At 71.4% G+C, this 15,456-nt stretch carries 17 protein-coding genes; 10 read left to right on the plus strand and 7 right to left on the minus strand.

The window, feature by feature from the left end; genetic code table 11:
• Positions 1-2 precede the first annotated feature (2 nt).
• Positions 3-2,096, minus strand: coding sequence for a transketolase (gene tkt, locus WD794_12790; protein MEX2291189.1), 2,094 nt, complete (start codon positions 2,094-2,096; stop codon positions 3-5).
• 150 nt (positions 2,097-2,246) lie between these two features.
• Between tkt and WD794_12795 the strand changes: the two genes are divergently transcribed.
• Positions 2,247-3,182, plus strand: a complete 936-nt coding sequence (locus tag WD794_12795; GenBank protein ID MEX2291190.1) for a heme o synthase — start codon at positions 2,247-2,249, stop codon at positions 3,180-3,182.
• A 102-nt stretch (positions 3,183-3,284) separates the two neighbouring features.
• Here the strand turns inward: WD794_12795 and WD794_12800 are convergent, their stop codons facing one another.
• From WD794_12800 to WD794_12810, 3 genes are read right to left on the minus strand one after another with little or no spacing between them, the layout of a single operon-like run.
• On the minus strand, positions 3,285-4,277 hold the full coding sequence (locus WD794_12800) for a COX15/CtaA family protein (protein MEX2291191.1): 993 nt from the start codon (positions 4,275-4,277) through the stop codon (positions 3,285-3,287).
• Between the two features lie 34 nt (positions 4,278-4,311).
• Positions 4,312-5,079 carry an ABC transporter permease gene (locus WD794_12805; GenBank protein ID MEX2291192.1) on the minus strand — a complete coding sequence of 256 codons (768 nt, stop codon included), beginning with the start codon at positions 5,077-5,079 and terminating at the stop codon, positions 4,312-4,314.
• 10 nt (positions 5,080-5,089) lie between these two features.
• A complete protein-coding gene (locus tag WD794_12810) occupies positions 5,090-6,019 on the minus strand; it encodes an ABC transporter ATP-binding protein (protein MEX2291193.1) in 930 nt (309 codons plus the stop codon).
• A 166-nt stretch (positions 6,020-6,185) separates the two neighbouring features.
• On the opposite strand from WD794_12810, the gene WD794_12815 reads away from it, so the two are divergent.
• Genes WD794_12815 through WD794_12850 form a run of 8 tightly spaced genes read left to right on the plus strand, consistent with a single transcriptional unit; the run spans position 6,186 to position 12,777 of the window.
• Positions 6,186-6,857, plus strand: coding sequence for a helix-turn-helix domain-containing protein (locus tag WD794_12815; GenBank protein ID MEX2291194.1), 672 nt, complete (start codon positions 6,186-6,188; stop codon positions 6,855-6,857).
• On the plus strand, positions 6,854-8,266 hold the full coding sequence (sufB, locus tag WD794_12820) for a Fe-S cluster assembly protein SufB (protein ID MEX2291195.1): 1,413 nt from the start codon (positions 6,854-6,856) through the stop codon (positions 8,264-8,266). Before WD794_12815 ends, sufB begins: the two co-directional genes overlap by 4 nt.
• Positions 8,259-9,524, plus strand: coding sequence for a Fe-S cluster assembly protein SufD (sufD, locus tag WD794_12825; protein ID MEX2291196.1), 1,266 nt, complete (start codon positions 8,259-8,261; stop codon positions 9,522-9,524). The genes sufB and sufD overlap by 8 nt, the downstream gene beginning before the upstream one ends.
• Entirely contained in the window at positions 9,521-9,847 is a 327-nt protein-coding gene (locus tag WD794_12830) for a non-heme iron oxygenase ferredoxin subunit (GenBank protein ID MEX2291197.1), read from the plus strand. Before sufD ends, WD794_12830 begins: the two co-directional genes overlap by 4 nt.
• Positions 9,848-9,849: 2 nt before the next feature.
• Positions 9,850-10,659 carry a Fe-S cluster assembly ATPase SufC gene (gene sufC, locus WD794_12835; protein MEX2291198.1) on the plus strand — a complete coding sequence of 270 codons (810 nt, stop codon included), beginning with the start codon at positions 9,850-9,852 and terminating at the stop codon, positions 10,657-10,659.
• The gene (locus WD794_12840; protein MEX2291199.1) at positions 10,656-11,948 is read left to right on the plus strand and encodes a cysteine desulfurase; all 1,293 of its coding nucleotides are present in this window, start codon (positions 10,656-10,658) and stop codon (positions 11,946-11,948) included. The genes sufC and WD794_12840 overlap by 4 nt, the downstream gene beginning before the upstream one ends.
• A complete protein-coding gene (locus WD794_12845) occupies positions 11,945-12,400 on the plus strand; it encodes an SUF system NifU family Fe-S cluster assembly protein (GenBank protein MEX2291200.1) in 456 nt (151 codons plus the stop codon). Before WD794_12840 ends, WD794_12845 begins: the two co-directional genes overlap by 4 nt.
• Complete coding sequence (locus WD794_12850) at positions 12,397-12,777, plus strand: metal-sulfur cluster assembly factor (protein MEX2291201.1); 381 nt, start codon at positions 12,397-12,399, stop codon at positions 12,775-12,777. The genes WD794_12845 and WD794_12850 overlap by 4 nt, the downstream gene beginning before the upstream one ends.
• Before the next feature lie 81 nt (positions 12,778-12,858).
• Here the strand turns inward: WD794_12850 and WD794_12855 are convergent, their stop codons facing one another.
• From WD794_12855 to WD794_12865, 3 genes are read right to left on the minus strand one after another with little or no spacing between them, the layout of a single operon-like run.
• On the minus strand, positions 12,859-13,020 hold the full coding sequence (locus tag WD794_12855; protein MEX2291202.1) for a hypothetical protein: 162 nt from the start codon (positions 13,018-13,020) through the stop codon (positions 12,859-12,861).
• Positions 13,014-13,232, minus strand: a complete 219-nt coding sequence (locus tag WD794_12860; GenBank protein MEX2291203.1) for a DUF5615 family PIN-like protein — start codon at positions 13,230-13,232, stop codon at positions 13,014-13,016. The genes WD794_12855 and WD794_12860 overlap by 7 nt, the downstream gene beginning before the upstream one ends.
• Complete coding sequence (locus WD794_12865; GenBank protein MEX2291204.1) at positions 13,229-13,459, minus strand: DUF433 domain-containing protein; 231 nt, start codon at positions 13,457-13,459, stop codon at positions 13,229-13,231. The genes WD794_12860 and WD794_12865 overlap by 4 nt, the downstream gene beginning before the upstream one ends.
• A 382-nt stretch (positions 13,460-13,841) precedes the next feature.
• On the opposite strand from WD794_12865, the gene WD794_12870 reads away from it, so the two are divergent.
• Complete coding sequence (locus WD794_12870) at positions 13,842-15,434, plus strand: ABC-F family ATP-binding cassette domain-containing protein (protein MEX2291205.1); 1,593 nt, start codon at positions 13,842-13,844, stop codon at positions 15,432-15,434.
• The last annotated feature ends 22 nt before the right edge of the window (positions 15,435-15,456 follow it).

Here is a 15,456-nt window from a genome sequence, read left to right on the forward strand (position 1 = left end):
AGCTAGTCGGTGTTGGTCGTCCTGCCCAACTTCGACAGCGACGATCGCGCTGCAGCGACGACGCGCTCGGCGGTCATCCCGAACTGCTCGAAGAGCACCGTGTAGGGCGCGCTCGCCCCGAAGTGCTCGAGCGCCACGCACTCACCGGCCTCGCCCACCCACTCGTGCCAGCCCTGCGACACCGCCGCCTCGACCGAGACACGGGCCTTCACGTCGGCGGGGAACACGCCGCGCTGGTAGGCCTCGTCCTGGGCCCGGAACCACTCGACGCACGGCATCGACACGACGCGGGTCGGGACGCCCTCGGCCTCCAGTATCTCCTGTGCGGCGACGCAGATCTGCACCTCCGAGCCGGTGCCGACGAGCAGCACCTCCGGGGCGCCGTTGCTCGCATCCCGCAGGACGTACGCGCCCTTCGCCGTGCCCTCGGCGGACGCGAACACGCTCCGGTCGAAGGTGGGGACGTTCTGCCGGGTCAGGCAGATACCGGCCGGCCGGTCGGTCGTCTCGAGGATCGTCCGCCAGGCCACGGCGGTCTCGTTGCCGTCGGCGGGCCGCACCACGTCCAGCCCCGGTAGCGCGCGCAGCGAGGCAAGCTGCTCGATCGGCTGGTGCGTCGGCCCGTCCTCGCCGAGCCCGATCGAGTCGTGCGTCCAGACGTAGGTGACCGGCAGCTTCATGAGCGCGGCCAGACGGACGGCGCCGCGCATGTAGTCGCTGAAGATCAGGAAGGTGCCGCCGTAGACGCGGGTGCCGCCGTGCAGCGTGATGCCGTTCATCACCGCACCCATGGCGTGCTCACGGACGCCGAAGTGCAGTGTCCGGCCGTACGGGTCGGCACCCTTCAGCGGGTTGCCCTCCGGCAGGAACGACGCCGCCCCCTCGATGGTGGTGTTGTTGCTCTCCGCCAGGTCGGCGGAGCCCCCCCACAGCTCGGGGACGACCTCGCCCAGCGCGGCCAGCACCGCGCCACTGGCCTTGCGGGTGGCGATCCCCTTCTGGTCGGCGTCGAACGACGGCAGTGCTGCGGCCCAGCCGTCGGGCAGCCGGCGGGCCTGCATCCGCTCGTGCAGCGCCTTGCGCTGCGGGTTCGCCGCGGCCCAGGCGTCGTACTGCTCCTGCCAGGAGGCACGGGCGGCACGGCCGCGTTCGACCACCTGACGGGCGTGCTGCACGATCTCGTCGGGCGCGTGGAACTTGGCGTCCACCGGGAAGCCGATCGCCTGCTTGGTCAGCCGCACCTCCTCCTCGCCCAGCGCCGCGCCGTGCGCCTTGCCGGTGTTCTGCAGGTTCGGCGCGGGCCAGCCGATGATCGTGCGCATCGAGACGAAGGACGGCCGGTCGGTCTCCGCCCGGGCCGCGGTGAGCGCGGCGTACACCTCCTGGACGTCGTTGCCGTCCTCGACCCGATGCGTGTGCCAGCCGTAGGCGGCGTAGCGGGCCACGACGTCCTCGCTGAACGCGGTCTGCGTGTCGCCCTCGATGGAGATGTGGTTGTCGTCGTAGAGGACCACGAGGTTGCCGAGGCGCTGGTGGCCGGCCAGCGACGAGGCCTCCGCACTGACGCCCTCCTCGAGGTCGCCGTCCGAGGCGATGCACCAGATCGTGTGGTCGAACGGGCTCTGACCGGCCGGCGCCTCGGGATCGAGCAGTCCGCGCTCGTAGCGCGCCGCCATCGCCATGCCGACGGCGTTCCCGACGCCCTGCCCGAGCGGCCCGGTGGTGACCTCCACGCCTGGCGTGTGACCGTGCTCCGGGTGGCCCGGGGTGAGCGAGCCCCACTGCCTCAGGTGGGCGATGTCGTCGACCGTCAGGCCGTATCCGGACAGGAACAGCTGGACGTAGAGCGTCAGGCTCGTGTGGCCGCAGGACAGCAGGAGCCGGTCGCGGCCGGTCCAGTCCGGGTCGCTCGGGTCGTGCCGCAGCAGCCGCTGGTAGATCAGGTAGGCAGACGGCGCGAGGCTCATGGCTGTTCCGGGATGGCCGGAACCGGCGGCCTCCACGGCGTCCATCGCGAGAGCGCGCGAGACCTCCACGGCGGCGCGGTCGAGGTCGGTCCACTCGAGCTGGCGGGCATCGGTCTGAGAAGCGGTCATATGGCTGCTGTCGCCTTCGTCGGTGGGGCGGGCGGCGGGAACGGTGATCCACGGACCCTAGACCCAGCGGTTCCCCGGCGGGTAGCCGTCAACCCGCTGCCGCCCCGGCCCGGCAGGCTGGGCCGCGGGCCCGTCGGTAGACTCGGCGCCGTGACGACCCTCGCGGACCAGACCGCCGCCACGGCGGTCCCGGGCCGCGGACGTGAGGCCGGACTGCGGGCCACCGTGGGCGCCTACGTCGCCCTCACCAAGCCGCGCATCATCGAACTGCTGCTGGTCACGACCGTCCCGACCATGGTGCTGGCCGAGCAGGGCATGCCCTCCCTGGGGCTGGTGCTCGCGACCCTGACCGGCGGCTCGCTCGCGGCCGGCAGCGCGAACGCCCTGAACTGCTACTACGACCGCGACATCGACGTGGTCATGGACCGCACCTCCAGCCGGCCGCTCGCGCAGCGCACGGTGCCGCCGTTCAACGCCTTCGTGTTCGGCCTGGTGCTCGGCGTCCTGTCGTTCGTCGGATTGGCCGTGACGACCAACCTGCTGTCCGCGGTGCTCGCCGTCACGGCCATCGCCTTCTACGTCGTCGTCTACACGATGCTGCTCAAGCGGCGGACCTCACAGAACATCGTGTGGGGCGGGGCCGCAGGCTGCATGCCGGTGCTGATCGGCTGGTCCGCCGTCACCGGCACCGTCGCCTGGCCGGCGCTCGTGCTGTTCCTGGTCATCTTCTTCTGGACCCCGCCGCACTTCTGGGCGCTGGCGATGCGCTTCCGCGAGGACTACGCCGCCGCGGCCGTGCCGATGCTGCCGGTGGTCGCCTCCGCGTCCGTCGTCGCCGGCCGGATCGTCGCCTACTCCTGGGCGATGGTCGGCACGTCGCTGCTCCTGGTGGCCCCGCTCGGTCCCTCCGGCCCCGTCTACGCCGTCGGCGCCGTACTCCTGGGCGCGGTCTTCCTGCGCGAGGCGCACCTGCTGCGCAGCAGGGTCCGCAGCGGCGGCGAGGCCAATCCGATGCGGCTGTTCCACTGGTCCATCAGCTACCTGGCCCTGCTGTTCGTCGCCGTGGCGGTCGACGCGCTGCTCTGACCGATATGTCGGTGCCTGCCCGGAGCACCCCGCCATGAGCAAGATCTTCGGAAGATCCCCAAGACCAGGGGGCTGTGGATGTTCCGAAGATCTTGAACCTGTCTACCTCGTGCCGACCCTGCCGGTGGCCTTCGCCGTCGCGGGAGTGTCGGCCGTACGACGCGCCGACGGGGGACCACCGTCCACCTGGCCGCGCGCAGGATCCGTTGAAGGTGGTCCGACCGGTCGGCCCCGGTCCCGCAGCGCGAGCACCGCATGGACGGCCGCGACGACGACCGCGCAGGCCCCGACCAGGTGCAGCGCCACCAGCACGACCGGCAGGCCCGTGAGGTACTGCACGAAGCCGAGCAGGCCCTGCGCGAGTTCCACCGCGAGCAGGATGCCCATCGGCCGGGACGGAGCGCCGGTGGCCCTGAGCGCGGCCCAGAAGGCGGCGGTGAGCCCGACCAGCAGGAAGACGAGATGGGCGTGCAGCTGGCTGACCGCCTCGGGGTCCAGCCCGGTACGGCCCGCGGCCGCGTCGCCGGAATGGGGGCCGCTGCCGGTGACGACGGTGCCGGCCACCAGGGTGGCGGCGACGACCACGAGCAGGGCCCAGCCGAGCCGTCGCAGCGGCGGGCCGACCAGGGACCGGGGCGGCAGGTCACCCTCGCGGGCGCGTTGGTGCAGCACGACGGCCAGCGCGATGAGCACCGTGGACAGCAGGAAGTGGCCCATCACGGTCCACGGGTTGAGCCCGGTGAGGACCGTGATGCCACCGAGAAGTGCCTGCGCCGGGATGCCGAGCAGGACGAGCACCGCCAGGCGGCGCATCCCGGGCCGCACCGGGCGCTGCCGCCACACCGCGACGGTGGTCGCCAGCACGACGGCCAGCAGGACGAAGGTCAGCAACCGGTTGCCGAACTCGATGACGCCGTGCAGGGCGTACTCGGCCGTCGGCGTGTAGCTGTCGGCCGTGCAGCGCGGCCAGGTCGGGCAGCCCAGGCCGCTGGAGGTCAGCCGGACGGCTCCGCCGGTGACGACGATCGCGCTGTTGGCCAGCACGCTCGCGAGGGCGAGCCGGCGCACCGTGCGCGGGGCCGGGCGGGGAGGCACGGGACAAGCCTAGGACGCGGTGACGTTCAGCCGCCTACTCCCAGCGGAACAGCCGGCTGGCCGCGGCCAGCGAGACGACCGCCCAGCCGGTCAGCACCGTGAGCGACAGCAGCGGCAGCGCCGCACCGTCGACCAGCACGTCGCGCAGCCCGGTCGACAGCGCCGCCGTCGGCAGCAGCGACAGCAGCGGCGCGGCTGCGCCGAAGGCCGAGACCGGGAACAGCACCCCGCCGAGGACGAGCAGGACGAACCAGAGCAGGTTGGCCACGGCCAGCGTGGTGAGGCCGGGCAGGGTCCCGCCGAGCAGCAGCCCCAGGCCGCTGAAGGCGGCAGTGCCGAGGACGACCAGGGCCAGCACTGCCAGCACCGACCCGGCGGGATCCCAGCCCAGCGCCAGCCCGACGCCGCAGAGCAGCGTGACCTGGAGCAGCTCGATCGCGAGCACCGTCAGCGTCTTGGCGACCAGCAACACCGGTCGTGGGAGGGCAGTGGCGCCCAGCCGCTTGAGCACGCCGTACTGCCGTTCGAAGCCGACGCCGATCGCCTGGCCGGTGAAGGCGGTCGACATCACCGCCAGCGCCAGCACGCCCGGGACGAAGAAGTTCGCCCGCGGGCCCTCCACCGGGATGAACGGCACCGTGACCAGCACGACGAGCAGCCCGAGCGGGACGACCAGGCTCAGCAGCACCTGCTCGCCGTTGCGCAGGACGAGCTTGAGCTCGGCCGCCGTCTGGGCCGCGAGCATCCGGGCAAGGGATGCCGCGCCCGGGCGCGGGGCGAACTCACCGGTCTGCCAGGTCACCTGTCCACGCTCATGTCCGCAGCGCCGTCCCGGTGAGCTCGAGGAAGACGTCCTCGAGGCTGCGTTGCTCGACCCGCAGGTCGGCGGCCATGGCGCCGTGGGTGGCACACCACGCGGTCACGGTGGCCAGCAGCTGCGGATCGATGGCGCCGCCGTGCGGCCCCTCGACGAGGTACTGCCCCGCCGGCGACTCCTTCGCGGCGCAGCCGGGAGGCAGCGCCAGCAGCAGCTGGTCGAGGTCGAGCCCGGGGACGCTGCGGAAGCGCAGCTGACCGGTCGTGCCCCGCGAGGTGAGCTCTGTGACGGTCCCGGCCGCGACGACGCGTCCGTGGTCGACGACCACCACGTCGTCGGCCAGCCGCTCGGCCTCGTCGAGCAGGTGGGTGGTGAGGACGACCGTGGCGCCGTCCGCACGCAGCGCCTCGACCAGCTCCCAGGTGCTCCGGCGGGCCTGCGGGTCCAGCCCTGCCGTCGGCTCGTCGAGGAAGACCAGCTCGGGCCGGCCGACGATGGCCAGCCCGAGCGACAGCCGCTGCTGCTGGCCGCCGGACAGTCGGCGGTAGGGCGTGCGGGCCACCTCGAGCAGCCCCAGCCGGGCCAGCAGGTCGTCCGGGTCGAGCGGGTGGGCCGCGTAGGCGGCGACGAGGCGGAGCATCTCGGCGCAGCGCAGCCCCGGATAGGCGCCGCCGATCTGTGGCATGACGCCCACCCGGGGCCGCAGCGACGGGTCCCGGGGCGGGAGGCCGAGCACCCGCACGCTGCCGGCGTCCGGGCTGCGGAAGCCCTGGCAGATCTCGACGGTGGTGGTCTTGCCGGCGCCGTTGGGGCCCAGCAGCGCGAGCACGCTGCCGGCCCGCACGCGGAACGACAGGTCGTCCACAACCGCTCGCCCGGAGTAGCTCTTTCCCAGCCCGACGACGTCGAGAGCGGGCGTGGTCACACCTGCAAGGGTACGGGCGGGTGCGCCGGTCCGCGCCGCGGCGGGCCTCCGGAAGGGCCCGCCGTGGCACTCCGCACGCCGGTCAGCGGCGACCCGGTTCGACGTGGGGACGTATTTACGCGACACTGGCGTTGTGGAAACAGAGAGCAGGCAGAGGGACGAGGTGATGACGCAGGTGATGACCCAGGTCGCCGGCACCCGCGAGCGGGTCCGGTCGCTGCTGCTCGCCCTCGGACCGTCGACCGCCGCCACTCTGGGCGACCGGCTCGGCCTGAGCCCGGCGGCCGTCCGCAAGCACCTCGACGCGCTGCTGCTCGATGGCATCGTGACGACTCGTGCGCCCCGCGTCCGCGGCCTGCGCGGTCGTGGTCGTCCCGCGCGGCTCTACGCCCTCACGGACGCCGGCCATGCCACCGGTCCCGCGGCCTACGACGATCTGGCCACCAGCGCCCTGCGCTTCCTGGCCGACGCGGCGGGGGAGTCGGCTGTGGAGCACTTCGCGCAGGCGCGGGTGGCCGAGCTCGAGTCGCGCTACGCCGAGCAGATGCGCGGCACCGCGCCGCAGGACCGGCCGGCCGTGCTCGCCGCTGCCCTGTCCGCCGACGGCTATGCCGCCACGGCGTCCGGGCACGGGGTCGGCGTGCAGCTGTGCCAGCACCACTGTCCCGTTCAGCACGTGGCTGCGGAGTTCCCGCAGCTGTGCGACGCCGAGACGGCGGCCCTCGGGCGGCTGCTCGACGTGCACGTCCAGAGACTCGCGACGATCGCCCACGGCGACGGCGTGTGCACCACCTTCATCCCGGCAGTCCCCCATGTGGAAGCGAAGGCAAAGCGATGACGACCACGCAGGACCAGCAGCTCGAGGGCCTCGGCACCTACAAGTTCGGCTGGGCCGACTCCGACGTCGCAGGCTCCACGGCGAAGCGCGGCATCAACGACGAGGTCGTGCGCAACATCTCGGCCCTCAAGTCCGAGCCGCAGTGGATGCTGGACATGCGGCTGAAGGGGCTGAAGCTGTTCGAGAAGAAGCCCATGCCGACCTGGGGCTCGGACCTGTCCGGCATCCACTTCGACAACATCAAGTACTTCGTGCGGTCGACGGAGAAGCAGGCGACCTCCTGGGAGGACCTGCCCGAGGACATCAAGAGCACCTACGACAAGCTCGGCATCCCGGAGGCGGAGAAGCAGCGGCTGGTCGCCGGCGTCGCCGCGCAGTACGAGTCGGAGGTCGTCTACCACCAGATCCGCGAGGACCTGGAGGAGAAGGGCGTCATCTTCGTCGACACCGACACCGGCCTGCGCGAGCACGAGGAGCTGTTCCGCGAGTACTTCGGCTCGGTGATCCCGGTCGGTGACAACAAGTTCGCCGCCCTGAACACCGCGGTCTGGTCCGGCGGGTCGTTCATCTACGTGCCCAAGGGCGTCACGGTCGACATCCCCCTGCAGGCCTACTTCCGCATCAACACCGAGAACATGGGCCAGTTCGAGCGGACCCTGATCATCGCCGACGAGGGCTCCTCGGTGCACTACGTCGAGGGCTGCACCGCCCCGATCTACAGCAGCGACTCCCTGCACTCCGCCGTGGTCGAGATCATCGTGAAGAAGGACGCCCACGTCCGCTACACGACGATCCAGAACTGGTCGAACAACGTCTACAACCTGGTCACCAAGCGGACCGCCGTGCACGAGGGCGGCCGGATGGAGTGGATCGACGGCAACATCGGGTCCAAGGTGACGATGAAGTACCCCGCCTGCTACCTGCTCGGGGAGCGCGCCTCCGGCGAGACGCTGTCGATCGCGTTCGCCGGAGAGGGCCAGCACCAGGATGCGGGCGCGAAGATGGTGCACGCCGCCCCACGTACGACGAGCAACATCGTGAGCAAGTCGGTCGCCCGCGGCGGTGGCCGCACGTCCTACCGCGGGCTGATCCAGGTCCAGGAGGGCGCGACCGGCTCCCGGAGCAATGTCGTCTGTGACGCCCTGCTGGTCGACACGATCAGCCGCTCGGACACCTACCCGTACGTCGACGTCCGCGAGGACGACGTGTCCCTCGGGCACGAGGCGACGGTCAGCCGGGTCGGGGAGGACCAGCTGTTCTACCTGCGGAGCCGCGGCCTGACCGAGCAGGAGGCGATGGCGATGGTCGTGCGCGGCTTCGTCGAGCCGATCGCCCGAGAGCTGCCGATGGAGTACGCCCTCGAGCTCAACCGGCTCATCGAGCTGCAGATGGAGGGTTCCGTTGGCTAGCAGCACCGTCCCCGCCGGCACCGTCCCCGCCGGCACCGCTCCGTCGGCCATGGACGCCGCCCTCGGCACCGAGCGCGCCGCGCTCAAGGAGACCGGCGGCATCGTCGACGGTTCCGTCGCGGTCGGGGTCGACCCCTCGACGCCGCGCAGTCCGGCCGACGTGCGGCCCGAGCGGGTCCGCTCGCGCGACCCGGAGGCCTTCGGCCACCCGACCGGCCGCGAGGAGGAGTGGCGCTTCACGCCGCTCGACCGCCTTCGGGTGCTGCTCGACGGCGCGCCCTCCGACGCCCGGCTGCAGGTCGAGAGCGAGCTGCCCGCGGGCGTCGAGCTGATCGAGATGGACGGCGCAGAGCTGGACGTCCCGGCGCCCGTCGACCGGGTGGCCGCCCTGGCGCTGCAGCGGTGTGACCGGGCGCTGGTCGTCCGCGTGCCCAAGGGCCTGGAGCCGTCCGAGCCGGTCGTGCTGCGGCTGACCGGAACCGGCACCGGCGAGGTCGTGTGGGGCCACGTCGTGCTCGAGGTCGCCGAGCAGGCATCCGCCACCGTCGTGCTCGAGCACACCGGCAGCGCCCGCTACGCATCGGTCGTGTCCGTGCTCGTCGGCGACGCGGCCAGCCTGCGGCTCGTGCAGGTCCAGGGCTGGGAGCCCGATGCGGTGCACAGCGCGCACGTCGCCACCCGCGTGGGCCGCGATGCGACGCTGACCTCGACGCAAGTGACCCTCGGCGGGGATCTCGTCCGGGTGCACGAGACCGTCGACTTCACCGGCCCCGGCGGGCAGGTCGACCTGCGCGGCGTCTCCTTCGCCGACGGAGGTCAGCACCTCGAGCACCGCCTGCTCGTCGACCACAGCGCGCCGCAGTGCCGCAGTCGGGTGGTCTACAAGTCGGCGCTGCACGGCGACGACGCACACACCGTGTGGGTGGGCGACGTGCTGATCCGGGCGGGAGCCACCGGCACCGACACCTACGAGCTCAACCGCAACCTGTTGCTGACCCCGGAGGCGCGGGCCGACTCGGTGCCGAATCTCGAGATCGAGACCGGCGAGATCGCCGGCGCCGGTCACGCCAGCACCACCGGCCGCTTCGACGACGAGCAGTTGTTCTACCTGCAGTCCCGCGGCATACCGACCGACGTCGCGCGCCGCATGGTGGTGCGGGGCTTCTTCGCCGATGTGGTCGAGGACATCGGCGTGCCGGCCCTGCAGGAACGGCTGATGACCACTATCGACGCCGAGCTGGGGAGGGCGTTCGCGTGAGTGCCGAGACCGCCCGCCGGGCCCGCGCCTGCGCCGTGTCCGAGGTGCCGGAGGAGGGCGCCATCCGGGTCGAGCTGGCCGGCCGCCCGGTCTGCGTCGCGCGTTCCGGCGGCGAGATCTACGCGATCGCCGACATCTGTTCGCACGCCAACGTCGCGCTGTCCGAGGGCGACGTCGAGAACGGCAGGATCGAGTGCTGGCTGCACGGCTCGCTGTTCGACCTGCGCACCGGCGCCCCGACCGGGCTGCCCGCCACCAAGCCCGTTGCGACCTATCCCGTGACCGTCGAGGGCGATGACGTCCTCGTGCAGATGGAGCCCTGACGATGAGCACTCTGGAAATCCGTGGCCTGACCGTCTCGGTGGAAGACATGCAGATCCTGACCGGTGTCGACCTGACGATCCGGGCCGGTGAGACCCACGCGATCATGGGCCCGAACGGCTCGGGCAAGTCCACCCTGGCCTACGCCATCGCCGGTCACCCGAAGTACACCGTCACCGGTGGCACCGTCACCCTCGACGGCGAGGACGTCCTCGCGATGTCGGTCGACGAGCGCGCCCGCGCCGGTGTCTTCCTCGCGATGCAGTACCCGGTCGAGGTTCCTGGCGTCTCAGTCTCGAACTTCCTGCGGTCCGCGGCCACAGCCGTCCGCGGGGAGGCGCCCAAGCTCCGGCTGTGGGTCAAGGAGCAGAAGGAGGCCATGAGCCGGCTGAAGATGGATCCCTCCTTCGCCGAGCGCAGCGTCAACGAAGGCTTTTCCGGCGGCGAGAAGAAGCGGCACGAGATCCTGCAGCTGGAGCTGCTCGCACCCCGGATCGCCGTCCTCGACGAGACCGACTCGGGCCTGGACGTCGACGCGCTGCGGGTCGTGTCCGAGGGCGTCAACCGGGTCCGTGAGAGCGGCCGGACCGGGGTGCTGCTCATCACGCACTACACCCGGATCCTCAACTACATCCGCCCCGACTACGTGCACGTCTTCGTCGCCGGCCGGATCGTGGAGCAGGGTGGCCCGGAGCTGGCCGACGAGCTCGAGGCCCATGGCTACACGAAGTATCTCGGTGCCGATGGCGGCGCAGCGGGTGGGCGCGCGTTGCCGACTGGTCCGCTCGTCCCCGGTGCGGTGACCACGGCATGACCTCGCTGCTTCCCGCGGCCGCCGCCCAGGCCCCAGAGGCGGCTCCCTACGACGTCCAAGCGGTGCGCTCGGACTTCCCTGTGCTGTCCCGGCAGGTCGGTGGACGGCCGCTGGTCTACCTCGACAACGCGTCGAGCTCGCACAAGCCGCGGCAGGTGCTCGACGCCGAGCGGGCCTTCGTCGAGCAGCACTACAGCAACGTGCACCGGGGTGTGCACACCCTCTCGCAGGAGGCCACCGACGCCTACGAAGCGGCCCGGACCCGGGTGGCGAGCTTCCTCGGTGCACGTGACGAGCGCGAGGTCGTCTTCACCAAGAACGCCACGGAGGCCTACAACCTGGTCGCCTACTCCTTCGGCAACGCCGCCACGGGCTCGCGCTGCGCGCTCGGCCCCGGCGACGAGGTCTGTGTCACCGAGATGGAGCACCACTCCAACCTCGTGCCGTGGCAGATGCTCTGCCAGCGCACCGGGGCCACGCTGCGCTGGCTCCCGCTCACCGACGAGGGCCGGCTCGACCTGAGCGAGCTCGACACGCTGGTGAACGAGCGCACGAAGGTGCTCGCCTTCGTCCACGTCAGCAACATCCTGGGCACCGCCAACCCGGTCGAGACGCTCGTGGCCCGGGCCCGCGAGGTCGGTGCCTACACCCTGCTCGACGGTGCGCAGTCGGCACCGCACCAGCCGGTCGACGTCACCGCACTCGGGGTGGACTTCTTCGTCGCCACGGGGCACAAGATGCTTGCGCCGTCCGGCATCGGCGTGCTGTGGGGCCGGAAGGAGCTGCTCGACGCGATGCCGCCGTTCATGGGGGGCGGGTCGATGATCGAGGCCGTCGCGATGAGCGGCTCCACCTACGCGCCGGCGCCCGAGCGGTTCGAGGCCGGGACGCCCGTCATCAGCCAGGCCGTGGCGCTGGCCGCCGCCTGTGACTACCTCGACGACCTCGGCCTGGACCGGGTGCTCGCGCACGAGCAGGCGCTCACCGCACGGCTGATCGACGGCATCCGCGGCCTGTCCGGAGTCCGCGTCATCGGACCGGACACGATGCAGCTGCGCGGTGCCGCCGTCAGCTTCGCCATCGACGGGGTCCACCCGCACGACGTCGGCCAGTCCCTGGACGAGCTCGGCATCGCCGTCCGGGTCGGTCACCACTGCGCGGCGCCGGTGTGCCGCCGCTACGGCGTGGCGGCGACCACGCGTGCTTCGTCGTACCTCTACAACACCGAGGCGGAGATCGACGCGCTGCTCGCGGGCATCGTGCAGGTCCAGCAGTTCTGGTCGCGGTGATGAGCGAGTCGATGTACCAGGAGATCATCCTGGACCACTACCGGAACCCGCACCACAAGGGGCTGCGCGACCCGTACGACGTCGAGGTCCACCACGTCAACCCGACCTGCGGCGACGAGGTGACGCTGCGCGTGCGCGTCGCGGACGGTGTCGTCGAGGACGTGTCCTACGACGGGCAGGGCTGCTCGATCAGCCAGGCCAGCACGTCGGTCATGGCCGTCCTGGTGATCGGCAAGGCCGTCGACGAGGCGCTGAAGACGTCCGAGGCGTTCCTGGAGCTCATGCAGAGCCGTGGGCGGCTCGAGCCCGACGAGGACGTGCTGGAGGATGGCATCGCCTTTGCGGGCGTGTCGCGCTACCCGGCTCGGGTGAAGTGCGCGCTGCTCGGCTGGATGGCGTGGAAGGACGCGACCGCGCAGGCGGTCGACACCGACAGACAGGGAGTGTCATGAGCGAGACCACCAGCACACCGGCCGAGACCGTCCTGCAGACACCGACCGCCGCGGATGCGCCCCGGCCGCGGGCCAGCGAGGACGACGTCACCGAGGCGATGAAGGACGTGGTCGACCCCGAGCTCGGCATCAACGTCGTCGACCTCGGGCTGCTCTACGGCAACCAGGTGCACGAGGACAACACCGTCACGCTCGACATGACGCTCACCTCGGCGGCCTGTCCGCTGACCGATGTCATCGAGGACCAGACCCGCAGCGCGCTCGCGCCGCTGGTCGACGACGTGCGGATCAACTGGGTGTGGATGCCGCCGTGGGGACCGGACAAGATCACCGACGACGGCCGCGACCAGTTGAGGGCGCTCGGCTTCAACGTCTGAGCTGCGCAGGTGGCGGTCACCGGCGTGCCGGCAGCCGTCAGAACGGTGGCGATCTGGCCGGCCCGATCGGGTTGTACAGGCTCAGCGGGCCGTGATGGGCAGCGTCCGCACGCGGATGCGCTCGGGGGTCACGCTGGCGACAGCCCCGGCGGCGAGTTCGTTCCCGACTTGTGCCAGTGTGGCGAGGATCAGTTCCGCCTGCTGATCGGGGGTGAGGCGGTCGGAGGACCGCAGCATCAGCACCGAGGGGGACGGTCGCCGCGCAGCGCCAGCAAGGCGCCGAAGTCCGCGTCGGCGGTCACGATGATGCGCCCATCGTCTGCGGCCGAACGGAGAATCACGTCGTCCTCGGTGTTCGCCAGCCCAAAGGATGTCACATGGACTGTGTCGTGCCCAGCGTCTCTCAGCGCGCTCGCGACCCGCACGGAGAGGTTCTCGTCGACGAGCAGCTTCATCCGGCCGCGGTGAGCGGGACTTCCCGCTCGCGGGTGTAGGCAGCGGCGTACTCGAGCGCCGCGTACACATCAGATGGCTTGAGCTGGGGGTAGTCCCCGATCACCTGCTCGACCGTCCGACCTGCGGCGAGCTGTCCCAGGACAGCGCTCACCGTGATCCGCGTGCCCCGGATGCAGGGCAGCCCTTGCATCCGCCCCGGGTTTACGCAGATGCGCTCGAAACTCATGGCGACAACTGTAGATCATGGGCCGCTCCTACACACGCGGCTCAGCCGAGGTCGACGCGGACGCTGCCCGGGCCTCGCGGCCGCAGCATCGTTGTCGACATCAGTTCTGGGGCTGTGCGGAGGCGTCCGCCCGTGTCCACAGCAGGTCGGCCAACCCGAGGTCAGTCTTACCTGTGAGCGATCGAGACGGGCGCGGTCGCGGAAGTCCACGCAGGCTTCTTGCCACCGCATGCTGCCGGCTACGCCTGCCGGCACTGCGGGCGGACAGCGCCACCAGTACGCGAGGGCGTAGGCTGCTCGTGTGCCTCTGACGACCCCGTGAGCCGACGCGCGTCGCTGTCGACCCGTGTCCGCCCCGTCGTCCCCTGAGGAGCCCACCCGCATGATCACCGTCCAGGACGTCGAGCTGCGCGCCGGCGCCCGCCTGCTGCTGTCCGAGGTCACCTTCCGGGTCCAGCCGGGGGACCGGATCGGGCTGGTGGGTCGCAACGGCGCCGGCAAGACGACGCTCACCAGGACGCTGGCCCAGCAGACGCTGCCGGCCGCCGGCTCCGTCACGCACAGCGCGCCGGTCGGCTACCTGCCGCAGGACCCGCGCACCGGCGACCTCGACGTGCTGGCCCGGGACCGGGTCCTGTCGGCCCGCGGCCTCGACGAGATCATGCGCAAGCTGGAGAAGTCGCAGGTGGAGCTCGGCGAGCGGCCCGACGACGCGGCGCTGCTCGAGCGCTACGGCCGGCTCGAGGAGCGCTTCACCGCCCTCGGGGGCTACACCGCCGAGGCCGAGGCCGCCCGGATCTGCTCCAACCTGGGCCTGCCCGAACGCGCGCTCGGCCAGCAGCTCGGCACCCTGTCGGGCGGGCAACGCCGGCGCATCGAGCTGGCCCGGATCCTGTTCAGCGACGCGACCACCTTGTTGCTGGACGAGCCGACCAACCACCTCGATGCCGACTCGATCACCTGGCTGCGCGGCTTCCTGGCCAAGCACGCCGGCGGGCTCATCGTCATCAGCCACGACGTCGAGTTGCTCGACGCAGTCGTGAACAAGGTCTTCCACCTCGATGCCAACCGGGCCGCGCTGGATCAGTACAACGTCGGCTGGAAGACCTACCTGCAGCAGCGGGAGACCGATGAGAAGCGGCGCAGGCGGGAGCGCCTCAACGCCGAGAAGCAGGCCGGTGTGCTCAACGCCCAGGCCGAGAAGATGCGGGCCAAGGCCACCAAGGCCAAGGCGGCGCAGGGCATGTTCAAGCGGGCGGAGAAGCTGCTCGCCGGCGTCGAGGGGGAGCGCACGCAGGATCGGGTCGCCAAGCTGCGATTCCCGGAGCCGGCCCCCTGCGGCAAGACGCCGCTCACCGCAGCCGGGTTGTCCAAATCGTACGGCTCGCTGGAGATCTTCACCGACGTCGACCTGGCGATCGACCGCGGCGCGCGGGTCGTCGTGCTGGGGCTGAACGGCGCCGGCAAGACGACGCTGCTGCGGGTGCTGTCCGGCACCGAACTGCCGGATACCGGCGAGGTCGTCCCCGGGCACGGGCTGCGGCTCGGCTACTACGCCCAGGAGCACGACACGCTGGACACCGACCGCACGGTGCTGGAGAACATGCGGACCTCGAGCCCGGACCTGCCCGAGCCGGAGGCCCGCCGGGTGCTCGGGTCCTTCCTGTTCAGTGGCGACGTCGTGCACCAGAAGGCCGGCACGCTGTCCGGCGGCGAGAAGACCCGGCTCGCGCTCGCCACCCTGGTGGTCAGCGGTGCCAACGTGCTGCTGCTCGACGAGCCGACGAACAACCTCGACCCGGCCAGTCGCGCGGAGATCCTGTCCGCGCTGGCCGGCTACAAGGGGGCGGTCGTGCTGGTGACGCACGACGAGGGAGCCGTCATGGCGCTGTCGCCGGAGAAGGTGCTGCTGCTCCCCGACGGGGTCGAGGACCAGTGGAGCGACGACTTCGCCGACCTGGTCGCGCTGGCCTGACCGGCCCGGTCCGTCACGCCCG

The sequence above is a fragment of the Mycobacteriales bacterium genome (assembly GCA_040902655.1).
In the GTDB taxonomy this organism is placed as follows: Bacteria; Actinomycetota; Actinomycetes; order Mycobacteriales; family SCTD01; genus SCTD01.

Coding starts and splice junctions, on each gene's coding strand:
- tkt (MEX2291189.1), bottom strand. CDS start 2,096: ATGACCGCTTCTCAGACCGATGCCCGCCAGCTCGAGTGGACCGACCTC.
- WD794_12815 (MEX2291194.1), top strand. CDS start 6,186: ATGACGCAGGTGATGACCCAGGTCGCCGGCACCCGCGAGCGGGTCCGG.
- sufB (MEX2291195.1), top strand. CDS start 6,854: ATGACGACCACGCAGGACCAGCAGCTCGAGGGCCTCGGCACCTACAAG.
- sufC (MEX2291198.1), top strand. CDS start 9,850: ATGAGCACTCTGGAAATCCGTGGCCTGACCGTCTCGGTGGAAGACATG.
- WD794_12840 (MEX2291199.1), top strand. CDS start 10,656: ATGACCTCGCTGCTTCCCGCGGCCGCCGCCCAGGCCCCAGAGGCGGCT.
- WD794_12850 (MEX2291201.1), top strand. CDS start 12,397: ATGAGCGAGACCACCAGCACACCGGCCGAGACCGTCCTGCAGACACCG.
- WD794_12860 (MEX2291203.1), bottom strand. CDS start 13,232: ATGAAGCTGCTCGTCGACGAGAACCTCTCCGTGCGGGTCGCGAGCGCG.
- WD794_12865 (MEX2291204.1), bottom strand. CDS start 13,459: ATGAGTTTCGAGCGCATCTGCGTAAACCCGGGGCGGATGCAAGGGCTG.
- WD794_12870 (MEX2291205.1), top strand. CDS start 13,842: ATGATCACCGTCCAGGACGTCGAGCTGCGCGCCGGCGCCCGCCTGCTG.